Source organism: Acidovorax sp. FJL06, from assembly GCF_003852545.1.
Taxonomy (GTDB): Bacteria; Pseudomonadota; Gammaproteobacteria; order Burkholderiales; family Burkholderiaceae_C; genus Acidovorax.
Window position 1 is genome coordinate 90,543 of record NZ_QAJR01000010.1, and the last position, 12,934, is coordinate 103,476.

Consider the following 12,934-nt stretch of genomic DNA (forward strand, 5'->3'; position numbering starts at 1 on the left):
CGGACGGGCTACAGGAACGCGTGGCCGCTGTGCTCGGACAACAGGGAGTCGCCCTTGGCGATGGGCTCCTCCACCACCACCTGGTTGCGGCCGCCCTCCTTGGCCATGTACATCGCCGTGTCCGCGCGCGAGAAGAACTCCAGCACCGACTCGCCCAGCACGTACTGCGTCACGCCGATCGACACCGTCACACGGCCCTTGAGCAGGCCGCTCCAGGCATGGGTCTCCACCTGGGCGCGGATCCGCTCGCAGGTATTGAGCGAGGGCAGCAGCGATGTCGCGGGGAAGATCAGCAAGAACTCCTCGCCGCCGTAGCGCCCGAACAGATCGCCCCCGCGCACGCCCTGCTCCGCGATGCGCGCAAAGGTGCGCAGCACCTCGTCCCCACCCAGGTGGCCCAGCTCGTCGTTGATGCGCTTGAAGTGGTCAATGTCGAGCACGGCCAGGCACAGCGGGATACCGCTTTCGTCGGCGAGTTGTTTCTGCTCCTCCAGGGCCGCCAGGATGTAGCGGCGATTGAAGCAACCCAGCAGCGTGTCGCGCTGCGCGTCCTCCTGGATGTTCTTGATCTTGCGGCTGGCCCGGTACAGGCTGCGGTACAGGTGCTGCACCCGCCCCATGAGCACGATGAACGCTGGCACCGACACCGCCAGTGCCAGCAGGTGCAGCAACTCCAGGCGCAACAGCGCAGCGTTGTGCTGCCCGGCGTGGTGCAGCCCGATCACCGCCGCATAGGCCCCCAGCACCACGGCCGTCAGGGCCAGCAGGGTGCGGCGGGGCACGGTGAAAATCCCGTAGGCCACCGCCACAAAGGTAAAGGGCGCAAAAAGGATCTGCGTGACCGGGGCCAGATAGAACACCACCAGCATGCCGCCGATCGACGTGGACACGATGGCCAGCTGCAGGTGCCGCAGCCGGATCTGCTGGCCCAGGTCGGCGCGCAGCACGGCCCAGAAGGCCACAAACCCCACGGCCACCATTGTGGCCAACACCGCCAGGGCATCGCCCGCCACCATGTCCAGGGCATAAAAACCGCCCAGGGCCAGGGCATAGAGGCTGATCAGCCCCCCAACGGTCCACCACTTCTTGCGCTCATTCCAGCCCCCCCGGGGGCCCAGGCCATCCAGGGCCCGGCGCCCTGGCCGCACGGCTGCCGAGGCCGAAGACGATGAGTCATCGAACTCCAGAACGACATCGGACAAGGGAAAGGCATCCGTCGCCGAGAACAGGTTTTTGCGTGCAAAGAACATGCGGGGGCAGGCACAGGCCTGGGTTTGTTCGGGGTTCAGCGGGCCAGATGGGATCGGCCGCAGGTGCACAGCGCTGTGCCGACAACCCCGCCAAGCCGCGGGCGATCTTACGTGGAACTGACGCAAGCAATCTGCGCGTTTTCCAGTAGCACCGCCGCCCGCCTTGCCCGGCTCAGGCGGCCACCACGCGCTGGCGCATCCACCATCCCTCCAGGCTGTAGACCACCAGCGCCCCCCAGATCAAGACAAAGCCCACCAGGCGCGCTGGCTCGAAGGCCTCGTGAAAAATCCACACCCCCAGGGCGAACTGCAGGCTGGGCGAGATGTACTGCAGGATGCCCAGCGTAGACATCGGAATCAGCCGTGCACCGGCCGCGAACAGCAGCAAAGGCACGGCCGTCATCGGCCCGGCCAGCACCAGCCAGCCGATGGTGGCCGTATCGCCCTGGACCAGCGCCCCCTGGCCTTGCCAGACCCACCAGCCCAGCACCATGGCCGCCACCGGCGCGAGCATCAGGGTCTCCAGCGCCAGGCCTTCCAGCGCGCCCAGCACCGCCACCTTGCGCAGCAGGCCATAAAACCCAAAGCTGAGCGCCAGCACCAGCGCGATCCAGGGCAGGCGCCCCGCCTGCAGCGTGAGCCAGAGCACGCCAACCGCCGCCACGGCCACGGCCAGCCACTGGCCCGGGCGGGGGCGCTCATGCAGGAACACAAAGCCCAGCGCCACATTCACCAGCGGCAAGATGAAATAGCCCAGGCTGGCATCCACCACATGCTGGTTCTGCACCGCCCACACATAGGTCAGCCAGTTGCCGGACAGCAGCACGGCCGACAGTGCAAAAGCCCCCAGCACCCGGGGCTGGCGCACCACGGCGGCCAGCCAGGCCCAGTGCCTGCGCACGGCCAGCAGCACCAGCACCACCCCCAGCGACCACAGCGTGCGGTGCATCACGACCTCCAGCGAGGGCACATCCGCCACCTGCCGGAAATACAGGGGAAACAGGCCCCAGGCGACGTAAGCCAGTGCGGCGTAGAGGATTCCGGTGTTCATGGGCAGCCCGCTGAAAAAAGGGTAGACGAAAAAAATCCCTGCCAGCCAGCGGCCGGACAGGGACGGGGCCATGGACCCGGTGACAGGTCCACAGGCAGGTCAGATGGGGGTCACACGTTGAACAGAAAGTTCAACACATCGCCATCTTTCACCACATATTCCTTGCCTTCGGCGCGCATCTTGCCTGCATCCTTGGCGCCCTGCTCGCCCTTGAGTGCGATGAAGTCGTCAAAGGCAATGGTCTGCGCACGGATGAAGCCGCGCTCGAAGTCGCCGTGGATCACGCCGGCCGCCTGGGGCGCCGTGTCGCCGATGTGGATGGTCCAGGCACGCACTTCCTTCACGCCGGCGGTGAAGTAGGTCTGCAGGCCCAAGAGCTTGAAGGCGCCACGGATCAGGCGGGCCAGGCCCGGCTCGCTCTGACCCATCTCGGCCAGGAACATGTCGCGGTCTTCGTCGCTCATCTCGGCCATTTCGGCTTCCATCTTGGCGCAGATGGCCACCACAGGGGCGTTCTGGCTGGCGGCGTATTCCTTCAGGCGGTCGAGGAAAGGGTTGTTCTCAAAGCCGTCCTCGCTCACGTTGCCCACGAACATCGCGGGCTTGGCCGTGATCAGGCACAGGGACTTGAGCAGGGGCTGCTCTTCCTTGGTGATCTCGACCGAGCGGGCGGGCTTGCCTTCGTTGAGTGCGGCCTGGATGCGCGTGAGCAGCGCCACCAGCTTGGCGGCATCTTTGTCGTTGCCCGACTTGGCGGCCTTGCTGTAGCGGTTGAGCGCCTTCTCCACGGTGCCCATGTCGGCCAGGCACAGCTCGGTCTGGATGACTTCGATGTCGGAGATCGGGTCCACGCGGCCAGCCACGTGGATCACGTTGTCGTCTTCGAAGCAGCGCACCACGTTCACGATGGCATCGGTTTCGCGGATATGGGCCAGGAACTGGTTGCCCAGGCCTTCGCCCTGGCTGGCACCCGCCACCAGGCCCGCGATGTCCACAAACTCGACGATGGCCGGCACGATGCGCTCGGGCGTGATGATCTCGGCCAGCTGCTTGAGGCGGGGGTCGGGTACTTCCACCACGCCCACGTTGGGCTCAATGGTGCAGAAGGGGTAGTTTTCGGCGGCGATGCCGGCCTTGGTCAGCGCGTTGAAGAGGGTGGACTTGCCGACGTTGGGCAGGCCCACGATGCCGCATTGGAGGCTCATGGCAGGGCTTTCTGGAATTCGGAGACAAACCACCGATTTTACGGGCCGCAGCGCACGCCCTCTTTCACAGGCCCCGCAAGCCCTCAATCGAAGCGCAAATCGGCGGCCACGCGCTGCCCCACGCGCAGCACCTGGCCCGCCCCCTGGCGCACGATGGCGTTCATGCCAAAGGTGATGGCGCCGTCCACGCGCGGGTCCTGGCGGTAGGTGCGCAGGGTGTCGCCCACCTCCGGGCTGGAGGTCGCCGTGGCCGGGTCGATGTCGGGAATGGGGCAACGCGCGCAGGGCTTGACAGGCTGCAGGTGGACTTCGCCGTCCGTGCCGCCGTCCACGCGCACCAGGTCCACCCGGTCTTCGTCATGGGCATCGACGCCTGCCAGCACCACGTTGGGCCGGAAGCGCTCAATGCCCACCGGGGCATGGCCCGCAGCGGCCAGCCGCCCATTGAGCTCCGCCATCGAGGCCTCGCTGGCCACCAGGATGGGGAAGCCGTCCGCAAACTGGTTGGGCGCCTCCACCCCATCCGTCCACTCCAGGCTCGACAAACGCCGGTGTTCGGGGTCAAACCGCACCAGGCGGCAGGGTTGACCCAGGAAGTCGGTGAACCACTGGGCCGCGACGGCCCCCATGTCCCAGGCGGGCACCGTGTCGCGCCACACCGTCACGGTGGCCGGGGCCTCGACGGCGTCCACTGCCACATGCAGGGCCAGCATGCCGGGCGCGCGCAGCACCATTTCGTCGCTCTTGAGCTGGGGGCGGATCAGCGCCATGCGGGGCAAGGCGCGCTGGGTCAGGAACAGGCCGTCGGCATCCACCACCATCCAGGCGCGGTCCAGGTCCAGCCCGGTGTCCGTGAGCAGGGCCTCCTGCACCTCGATGCCGGCACAGGATTTGATGGGGTACACAAACAGCCGCGCAATGGTGCCGGACAGATCGGAATCGGGGTTGAAACTCACGGCCAGGGGTTCCTCATGAAATGGGCAACAGGGCAGAAGCCGCAATTCTGCCTTGCGGCATCGGGGCGCAAGAGCCCTCCTACAATGGCCCTCATGGCCCAAACCTTTGATATCTGTATACGCGGCGCCGGCATTGTGGGCAGGACCTTGGCATTGTTGTTGGCCCGCGAGCGGCTGAAAGTGGCCCTGGTGCCGGCCCCCGCCCCGGTCAGCCCTGCCGTGGCCGACGTCAGGGCCTATGCCCTGAATACCGCGTCACGCCAGTTGCTCGAATCCCTGCGCAGTTGGCCCGATGCCGAGCACGCGACGGCCGTCCGGCAAATGCAGGTGCTGGGAGACCAGGGCGGCGCCGTGGTGTTTGACGCCGACCCGCAGGGCGTTGACGCGCTGGCCTGGATCGTGGATGTGCCCGCCCTCGAAGCCCGCCTCGCCGAGGCCGTGCGCTTTCAACCCCAGGTCGAAGTGGTGGAGGCCCCGGTGGCGGCGCCACTGACCGTGGTCTGTGAAGGCCGCGCCAGCAGCACGCGGGCCGAGTTCGGCGCCAGCTTCCAGGTCACGCCCTACGCCCAGCACGCGATTGCCACCCGCGTGCGCTGCGAACACCCCCATGGCCAGGTGGCCCGCCAGTGGTTCCTGCCCGGCGGCATCCTGGCTTTTTTGCCCCTGGATGGCGCCGAGGGGAACTCTGTGGCCGTTGTGTGGTCCGTCCCACAGGAGCAGGTAGCGTCCTTGATGGCCCTGACCCCCGAAGACTTCAGCCAAGCGCTGCAAACCGCCAGCCAGCAGGCGCTGGGCACACTGACCCTGTGCGCAGACCGTGCCGCCTGGCCTTTGCAGTTGGCAAAGGCAGACCGCTGGTGCGGCAGTGCACCCGCCGCGGGGGCCGCCCCCCGCAGTTGGGTGCTGGCAGGCGATGCCGCCCACAACGTGCATCCCCTGGCGGGACAAGGCCTCAACCTGGGGCTGGCCGATGTGCAGGCCCTGGCCGAGGTGCTGCGCACGCGCGACTACTGGCGCAGCGTGGCCGACTTGAGGCTGCTGCGGCGCTACGAACGCGAGCGCAAGGCGGCCCTGGTCGCCATGGGCTTGGCCACGGACGGACTGCAGCAGTTGTTTGCACGCCAGGAAGCCCCCTGGCAGGCGCTGCGCAACTGGGGCATGAAGGGTTTTGAACGCAGCGGCCCCCTGAAGGATTTTGTGACCCGCCGGGCGATGGGGATGCGCTGAAGACGCGACGAAGCGCCCCGCGCCCTGCAAGGTATTGAGATTGAACGAGAACACCATGAAACTGACCACCCGCCTGCTGGCCATCGCTGCCATGACCCTGAGCCTGAGCGCGACCGCGCAGGAGGCCACCATCCGCAAGGCTTTGGCCGAGCGCATCCCCCAGATGGACAAGATCGACGAGGTCCGGCCCACGCCCATGGCGGGGCTGTTTGAAGTGCGCATCGGCACCGATCTGTTCTACACCGACGCCAAGGGCAACTACGTGATCCAGGGCGAGCTGATCGACACCAAGGCGCGCCGCAACCTCACGGAAGACCGCATCGCCAAGCTCACTGCCGTCGATTTCTCGGCTCTGCCGCTCAAGGACGCCTTCACCATCGTGCGTGGCGACGGCAAGCGCAAGGTGGCGGTGTTTGAAGACCCCAACTGCGGCTACTGCAAGCGCTTCGAGCGCGACATGCAGAAGGTGGACAACGTGACGGTGTACTTGTTCCTGTACCCCATCCTGAGCCCCGATTCCGCCGAAAAATCACGCAACATCTGGTGCGCCAAGGACCAGGCCGGCGCCTGGCAAGACCAAATGGTGCGCGACAAGCCCGTGGCCTCGGCCAGCTGCGACACCAGCGCAGTGCAGCGCAACCTGGCATTCGGCAAGAAGCACAAGATCACCGGCACCCCGACGCTGATCTTTGCCAATGGCTCCCGCGTGCCCGGCGCGATTGGCGCCCAGGAAGTGGAAAAACGCCTGGCCGAGGCCAGCAGCGAGGCCTCGGGCACCAACAACTGATTCCGCGCCGTCCGCCCCGCTGCCCACGCCCCTGCCATACGCCCCCATGCCTTCTCCACGCAACACCCAGCCCGCAGAGGTCCACTACCGCATCACGCCCTCCGACCTGCATGCGCACCTGTTCAGCGTGTCGTTGACCATCGCCCGCCCGGCGGCGCTGCAGGAGCTGTCCCTGCCCGTCTGGATCCCGGGCAGCTACCTGGTGCGCGAGTTCTCCAAAAACCTGCAGGGGCTGACCGCGCGGCAGGGCCGGCGTGCGCTGCCCCTGGCCCAGCTCGACAAGCACCGCTGGCAGGTGGCCTGCACGCCGGGCAAGCCCCTGGAGCTGGCCTACACCGTCTGCGCCTACGACAACTCGGTGCGCACGGCATGGCTGGACGCCGCACGTGGCTTCTTCAACGGCACCAGCCTGTGCCTGCAGGTGCATGGCCAGGAAAAGCAGCGCCACACGCTGGACATGGCCCGCACCGCCGCCACCGCGCAGTGGTCCGTGGCCACGGGGCTCCAGGCGCTGGCCACCGACAAGCAGGGCTTTGGCCTGTATGGCGCGGCCGACTACGACGAGCTGGTGGACTGCCCCGTGGAACTGGGCCCGTTCTGGGTGGGCCGCTTCAAGGCCTGCGGCGTTCCCCACCAGTTTGTGGTGGCCGGCGCGGCCCCTTCCTTTGACGGCCAACGGCTGCTCGCCGACACCCAGAAGATCTGCGAAACCGCCATCCGCTTCTGGCATGGCGCCGAGGGCAAGGCGCCGTTCAAAAGCTATCTGTTCATGCTCAATGCCGTGGCCGACGGCTACGGCGGGCTGGAGCACCGCAACTCCACGGCCCTGATCTGCGGCCGCCGCGACCTGCCCCGCCAGGGCGAGCCCCGGACCAGCGAGGGCTACACCACGCTGCTCGGGCTGATCAGCCACGAATACTTCCACACCTGGAACGTCAAGCGCCTGCGCCCCGCCGAGTTCGCCGCTTACGACTACACCCAGGAGAACTACACCGAGCTGCTGTGGTTCTTCGAAGGCTTCACCAGCTACTACGACGACCTGCTGCTGCGCCGCGCCGGGCTGATCGACGACGCCGCCTACCTGAAGCTCATCACCAAGACCATCAACCAGGTGCTGCAAACCCCGGGCAGGACGGTACAAACGGTGGCCCAGGCCAGCTTCGACGCCTGGGTCAAGTACTACCGCCAGGACGAAAACACGCCCAACGCCACGGTGAGCTACTACACCAAGGGATCGCTCGTGGCCCTGTGCCTGGACCTCGCCCTGCGCCACGAAGGCAAGACCACGCTCGACGCCGTGATGCGCGCCCTGTGGGCCCGCACGGCAGGCGGCCCGATGGCCGAGGCCGACCTGCGCACCGTGCTGGCGCAATTGGCCGGCCGCCCCTTCGACGCGGAACTGGCGCAATGGGTGCACAGCACCGCCGATTTACCCTTGGCCGAGTTGCTGGCCGTCCACGGCCTGGCCCTCAAGGCCGAAGCCCCCCAACTGGCCCAGCGTCTGGGCCTGCGCGTGGCCGAGAACCACAGCGTGCAGATCAAGGCGGTATTACGCGGCGGTGCGGCCGAAAAAGCCGGCATGGCGGCGGGCGACGAATGGCTGGGCCTGGAAGTGCAGGGGCAGGGCTGGCGCATCGGCAAGCTCGACGACGTTGCGTTTTATGCTGGCGCCGAGACGGCCTTGACCGCCATCGTGGCCCGGGACGGGCGCCTGCTGCGGCTGCCTTTGGCGCTGCCCTCACCCGCCGGCAGCAAGGCTGGCGCGGTCACCACCGCCAAGACGCGCGGCAAAGCCGCCCCTGCGCAACGGGCCCAGCCTGCAGCAGACACCATCAGCCTCACCCCCACCGACGCGGCGGCGCTGGGACGCTGGCTCGCCTGACGGCGTGGCCGGGTTGGGTATATTCCCTGCGCTGTCATAACAAACCACACACTCAGGAGATTTCATGGCCTACGAAACCATCGAGGTTCGCGTTGAAGCGGACAAGGTCGGCATCATCACGCTCAACCGTCCCAAGCAGCTCAACGCGCTGAACGACCAGCTGATGAACGAACTGGGCACAGCCCTCAAGGCCTTTGATGCGGACGACAACATCGGCTGCATGATCGTCACGGGCAGCGAAAAGGCCTTTGCAGCGGGTGCCGACATCGGCGCGATGGCCAAGTACAGCTTTGCCGATACCTACAAGGGCGACTACATCACCCGCAACTGGGAAACGATCCGTTCCATCCGCAAGCCCGTGATCGCGGCCGTGAGCGGCTTTGCGCTGGGTGGCGGCTGCGAGCTGGCCATGATGTGCGACTTCATCATCGCTGCCGACAACGCCCGGTTCGGCCAGCCCGAAATCAAGCTGGGCGTGATCCCCGGCGCTGGCGGCACGCAGCGCCTGCCGCGTGCCGTGGGCAAGTCCAAGGCCATGGACATGGCCCTGACCGGCCGCATGATGGACGCCGCCGAAGCCGAGCGCGCCGGCCTGGTCAGCCGCGTGGTGCCTTACGACAAGCTCATGGACGAGGCCCTGGGCGCCGCCATCATCGTGGCGGGCTTCTCCCAACTGGCCGTGATGGCCGCCAAGGAGTCGGTGAACCGGGCGTTTGAAGGCACGCTGTCGGATGGTGTGATGTTCGAGCGCCGCCTGTTCCACGCGCTGTTTGCCACCCAGGACCAGAAGGAAGGCATGGACGCGTTCATGAACAAACGCGCCGCGAACTTCACACACCAATAATTTTTGTTTTATAATATTGGTCTTGCGGTCGTATAGCTCAGTTGGTTAGAGCGCAGCATTCATAATGCTGATGTCGGTGGTTCAAGTCCACCTACGACCACCATATCGAAACCCACAGTGCGGCAACGCACTGTGGGTTTTTTCTTTGAGGCACCTGCTGCGCAGGCCCGCCCGCCCCTGCGGGGACCACCCGCGCGGGGCCTCCCCTAAAATCGTGACTTCAGCCCCTGGATGTAAACCATGAACCGCTGCACCACCGCCTCCACACCCGCCCCCCAATCACCCCACCGCCATCGGCATGCCTGGCTGGCGGCCCTGGCCTGCAGCGGACTGCTGTCGGTGGCCGCCCTGCCCGCCGCCGCCCAGGTGCAGGCCGGGCTGGGAATGAACCGCCCCTTCCCCGAGGCCGCCTTGCGCGGCACGCTGACCTTCGCGACCACGGCAGAAGCCACGCTCAATGGCCAAACCATCCGCGTTGCGCCCGGCATGCGCCTGTTCAGCCCCCAAAACACCTTGGTCATGGCGCACACGGTGCTGGGCCAGGCCTTCAAGGTCAACTACGTGCTGGAAACCAGCACCGGCATGCTGCACGCCGCCTGGATCCTGACCGAGAGCGAGGCCGCACAGCCGCGCAAGGGCAGCGACGCCATCACCACCAACATCACGACCGGCTCCGGCGCCCTCCTGAAGTAACGCCCTGCGGCGCGGCCCGAACGGCCACGCCCCTGCGACCTCCACAGCCCTTCCCTCCACGCCCCGCCAGCCGGCAGCGGCGTTCGTTTGCTCTTTGCGAAATTGCCATGGCCAAAAAAGTCTTTATCAAAACCTTCGGCTGCCAGATGAACGAGTACGACTCGGACAAGATGGCCGACGTGCTCAATGCCGCGCAGGGCTACGAGCCCACACAGAACGTGGACGAGGCCGACCTCATCCTGTTCAACACCTGTTCCGTGCGCGAAAAGGCGCAAGAGAAAGTCTTCAGCGACCTGGGCCGCATCAAGCACCTGAAGGCGCGGGGCGTGAAGATCGGCGTGGGCGGCTGCGTGGCCAGCCAGGAAGGCGCCGAGATCATCAAGCGCGCGCCCTATGTGGACGTGGTGTTTGGCCCCCAGACCCTGCACCGCCTGCCCGAGATGCTGAACCAGCGCGAGCGGCTGGACAAACCCCAGGTGGACATCAGCTTCCCCGAGATCGAGAAGTTCGACCACCTGCCGCCCGCGCGCGTCGAGGGCGCCAGTGCCTTTGTGTCGATCATGGAAGGTTGCAGCAAATACTGCAGCTACTGCGTGGTGCCCTACACCCGGGGCGAGGAGGTGAGCCGCCCGTTTGACGATGTGCTGGTCGAAGTGGCGGGCCTGGCCGACCAGGGCGTGAAGGAAATCACCCTGCTGGGCCAGAACGTGAACGCTTACCTGGGCAAGATGGGCGGCACGGCGGAGATCGCCGACTTTGCGCTGCTGCTCGAATACGTGTCGGACATCCCGGGCATCGAGCGCATCCGCTACACCACCAGCCACCCCAACGAGTTCACGCCCCGGCTGATCGAGGCCTATGCCAAGCTGCCCAAGCTGGCCAGCCATTTGCACCTGCCCGTGCAGCATGGCAGCGACCGCATCCTGATGGCCATGAAGCGCGGCTACACCGCCATGGAATACAAGAGCACGGTGCGCAAGCTGCGCGCCATCCGCCCCGACCTGGCCATGAGCAGCGACTTCATCGTGGGCTTCCCGGGCGAGACAGAAGACGACTTCAACAAGATGATGAAGCTCATCGACGACATCCACTTCGACAACAGCTTCAGCTTCATCTTCAGCCCCCGCCCCGGCACGCCTGCCGCCGGCCTGCACGACGACACGCCGCACGACGTGAAACTGCGCCGCCTGCAGCACCTGCAGGGCGTCATCAACGCCAACATCAAGTCCATCAGCGAAAGCCGCGTGGGCACGGTGCAGCGCATTTTGGTGGAAGGCGCCTCCAAGCGCGATGCCACCGAGCTGATGGGCCGCACCGAGTGCAACCGCGTGGTCAATTTCGTGGGCCAGCCCCGCCTGGTGGGCCAGATGGTGGATGTGACCATCACCGAGGCCAAGGCCTACACGCTGCGTGGCGAAGTGCTGGTGCGCGAGGCAGCCTTCGCCGCCTGAGGCGGACCGCCTCACGCCGCAGGCCCGGCCGCCCAACAAAAAACCGGCAGCTTGCCGGTTTTTTGTTTGCTCATATTTTTATAGCATCTACCGCTTACTGCACAAGCGCAAGAGGCCGAAACCCTCAAAACATCAGAACGGCATCTTGGGCATGCCGCCACCGCCCAGGCCCTTCATGCCGCCCATGCGCTTCATCATCTTCATGAGGCCGCCGCCCTTCATCTTCTTCATCATGCCCTGCATCTGCTCAAACTCCTTGAGCAGGCGGTTGACCTCCTGCACATGCACCCCCGCTCCGTTGGCGATGCGCTTCTTGCGCGTGGCCTTGATGAGGTCGGGCTTGCGGCGCTCCAGCGGCGTCATGCTCTGGATGATGCCTTCCTTGCGGCGGATGTCCTTCTCGGCCTTGTCCATGTCCACCGCACCGGCCTTGGCCGTGAGCTGGGACGGCAGCTTGTCCATGAGGCTGGACAGCCCCCCCATCTGCTTCATCTGCTGGATCTGGGACAGGAAGTCGTTGAGATCGAAGCCGTCCCCGCTCTTGACCTTGGCGGCCAGCTTCTGCGCGGCCTCCAGGTCCACGCCGGCCGTGACCTGCTCGACCAGCGCCACGATGTCGCCCATGCCCAGGATGCGGCCCGCATGGCGCTCGGCGTCGAAGACCTCCAGGCCGTCGATCTTTTCCGAAACCCCCGCGAACTTGATGGGCGCACCGGTGATCTGTCGCACCGACAGCGCTGCACCGCCGCGCGAGTCGCCGTCAAGCTTGGTGAGCACGATGCCGGTGAGGGGCAGGGCCTCCTTGAAGGCCTTGGCGGTGTTGATCGCGTCCTGGCCCTGCATGGCATCGACCACGAACAAGGTCTCGACCGGGTTCAGGGTGGCGTGCAGGTCCTTGATTTCCTTCATCAAGGCCTCGTCGATGGCCAGGCGGCCGGCGGTGTCGACCAGCAGCACGTCGAAGTAGTGCTTTTTGGCGTAGTCAAGCGCGGCCCGCGCGATGTCCAAGGGCTTCTGGTCCGGCGTGCTGGGGAACCACTCGGCACCCGCCTGCTTCGTGACGGTCTTGAGCTGCTCGATGGCCGCAGGGCGGTACACGTCGCCCGAGACGGTGAGCACCTTCTTCTTGCGCTTCTCGATCAGGTGCTTGGCCAGCTTGGCCGTGGTGGTGGTCTTGCCGGCGCCCTGCAGGCCCGCCATCAGGATGATGGCCGGAGGCTGCGCGGCCAGGTTGATGTCCGAGATGCCCTCCCCCATGGTGGCGGCCAACTCGCGGTTGACGATGGAGACCAGCGTCTGGCCCGGCTTGAGCGAGCCCAGCACCTCCTGGCCCAGCGCCTTGTCCTTCACGCGGGCGATGAAGTCGCGCACCACCGGCAGGGCCACGTCGGCCTCCAGCAACGCCATGCGCACCTCGCGCAGCATGTCCTGCACATTGGATTCGGTAATGCGGGCCTGGCCACGCATCTCCTTGACGAGGCGCGAGAGTTTGTCGGTAAGTGCGGAGGCCATAGGGGGAAGTTCCGGTATTGCCTGCGCACGATCAACACAAGGGCGGCCAAGATCGATGATGTGCAGGCCCGCCAGG

At 66.2% G+C, this 12,934-nt stretch carries 11 protein-coding genes and 1 tRNA gene; 7 read left to right on the forward strand and 5 right to left on the reverse strand.

Annotated features, from left to right (window positions below; genetic code table 11):
• Positions 1 to 8: 8 nt before the first annotated feature.
• From DBV10_RS05945 to DBV10_RS05960, 4 genes are all read right to left on the reverse strand, one after another.
• Positions 9 to 1,202, reverse strand: a complete 1,194-nt coding sequence (locus DBV10_RS05945) for a diguanylate cyclase (protein WP_233589815.1) — start codon at positions 1,200 to 1,202, stop codon at positions 9 to 11.
• Positions 1,203 to 1,422: 220 nt separating this feature from the next.
• Positions 1,423 to 2,301 carry an EamA family transporter RarD gene (gene rarD / locus DBV10_RS05950; protein ID WP_124511556.1) on the reverse strand — a complete coding sequence of 293 codons (879 nt, stop codon included), beginning with the start codon at positions 2,299 to 2,301 and terminating at the stop codon, positions 1,423 to 1,425.
• 110 nt (positions 2,302 to 2,411) lie between these two features.
• Positions 2,412 to 3,506, reverse strand: coding sequence for a redox-regulated ATPase YchF (gene ychF, locus DBV10_RS05955; protein ID WP_124511558.1), 1,095 nt, complete (start codon positions 3,504 to 3,506; stop codon positions 2,412 to 2,414).
• Positions 3,507 to 3,589: 83 nt separating this feature from the next.
• Complete coding sequence (locus tag DBV10_RS05960; RefSeq protein WP_124511560.1) at positions 3,590 to 4,462, reverse strand: MOSC domain-containing protein; 873 nt, start codon at positions 4,460 to 4,462, stop codon at positions 3,590 to 3,592.
• Between the two features lie 93 nt (positions 4,463 to 4,555).
• Between DBV10_RS05960 and DBV10_RS05965 the strand changes: the two genes are divergently transcribed.
• From DBV10_RS05965 to miaB, 7 genes are all read left to right on the forward strand, one after another.
• Entirely contained in the window at positions 4,556 to 5,689 is a 1,134-nt protein-coding gene (locus DBV10_RS05965) for an FAD-dependent monooxygenase (RefSeq protein ID WP_124511562.1), read from the forward strand.
• 55 nt (positions 5,690 to 5,744) lie between these two features.
• Positions 5,745 to 6,476 (forward strand): DsbC family protein, encoded by a 732-nt coding sequence (locus tag DBV10_RS05970; RefSeq protein WP_124511564.1) that lies wholly within the window; start codon positions 5,745 to 5,747, stop codon positions 6,474 to 6,476.
• A 46-nt stretch (positions 6,477 to 6,522) separates the two neighbouring features.
• Complete coding sequence (locus DBV10_RS05975) at positions 6,523 to 8,358, forward strand: M61 family metallopeptidase (RefSeq protein WP_124511566.1); 1,836 nt, start codon at positions 6,523 to 6,525, stop codon at positions 8,356 to 8,358.
• A 64-nt stretch (positions 8,359 to 8,422) separates the two neighbouring features.
• Positions 8,423 to 9,202 (forward strand): enoyl-CoA hydratase, encoded by a 780-nt coding sequence (locus tag DBV10_RS05980; RefSeq protein ID WP_124511568.1) that lies wholly within the window; start codon positions 8,423 to 8,425, stop codon positions 9,200 to 9,202.
• A 26-nt stretch (positions 9,203 to 9,228) separates the two neighbouring features.
• Positions 9,229 to 9,305: transfer RNA gene (locus tag DBV10_RS05985), tRNA-Met, on the forward strand.
• Between the two features lie 137 nt (positions 9,306 to 9,442).
• Complete coding sequence (locus tag DBV10_RS05990; RefSeq protein ID WP_199740049.1) at positions 9,443 to 9,895, forward strand: hypothetical protein; 453 nt, start codon at positions 9,443 to 9,445, stop codon at positions 9,893 to 9,895.
• A 107-nt stretch (positions 9,896 to 10,002) separates the two neighbouring features.
• On the forward strand, positions 10,003 to 11,346 hold the full coding sequence (gene miaB, locus DBV10_RS05995; RefSeq protein WP_124511570.1) for a tRNA (N6-isopentenyl adenosine(37)-C2)-methylthiotransferase MiaB: 1,344 nt from the start codon (positions 10,003 to 10,005) through the stop codon (positions 11,344 to 11,346).
• A gap of 132 nt (positions 11,347 to 11,478) precedes the next feature.
• Here the strand turns inward: miaB and ffh are convergent, their stop codons facing one another.
• Positions 11,479 to 12,858 (reverse strand): signal recognition particle protein, encoded by a 1,380-nt coding sequence (gene ffh, locus DBV10_RS06000; RefSeq protein WP_124511572.1) that lies wholly within the window; start codon positions 12,856 to 12,858, stop codon positions 11,479 to 11,481.
• Positions 12,859 to 12,934: the final 76 nt, after the last annotated feature.

Excerpts from the sequence above, each read along its gene's own strand:
- rarD (WP_124511556.1), bottom strand. The coding sequence starts at position 2,301 with ATGAACACCGGAATCCTCTACGCCGCACTGGCTTACGTCGCCTGGGGC.
- DBV10_RS05965 (WP_124511562.1), top strand. The coding sequence starts at position 4,556 with ATGGCCCAAACCTTTGATATCTGTATACGCGGCGCCGGCATTGTGGGC.
- DBV10_RS05980 (WP_124511568.1), top strand. The coding sequence starts at position 8,423 with ATGGCCTACGAAACCATCGAGGTTCGCGTTGAAGCGGACAAGGTCGGC.
- DBV10_RS05970 (WP_124511564.1), top strand. The coding sequence starts at position 5,745 with ATGAAACTGACCACCCGCCTGCTGGCCATCGCTGCCATGACCCTGAGC.
- DBV10_RS05990 (WP_199740049.1), top strand. The coding sequence starts at position 9,443 with ATGAACCGCTGCACCACCGCCTCCACACCCGCCCCCCAATCACCCCAC.
- DBV10_RS05975 (WP_124511566.1), top strand. The coding sequence starts at position 6,523 with ATGCCTTCTCCACGCAACACCCAGCCCGCAGAGGTCCACTACCGCATC.
- ffh (WP_124511572.1), bottom strand. The coding sequence starts at position 12,858 with ATGGCCTCCGCACTTACCGACAAACTCTCGCGCCTCGTCAAGGAGATG.
- ychF (WP_124511558.1), bottom strand. The coding sequence starts at position 3,506 with ATGAGCCTCCAATGCGGCATCGTGGGCCTGCCCAACGTCGGCAAGTCC.
- miaB (WP_124511570.1), top strand. The coding sequence starts at position 10,003 with ATGGCCAAAAAAGTCTTTATCAAAACCTTCGGCTGCCAGATGAACGAG.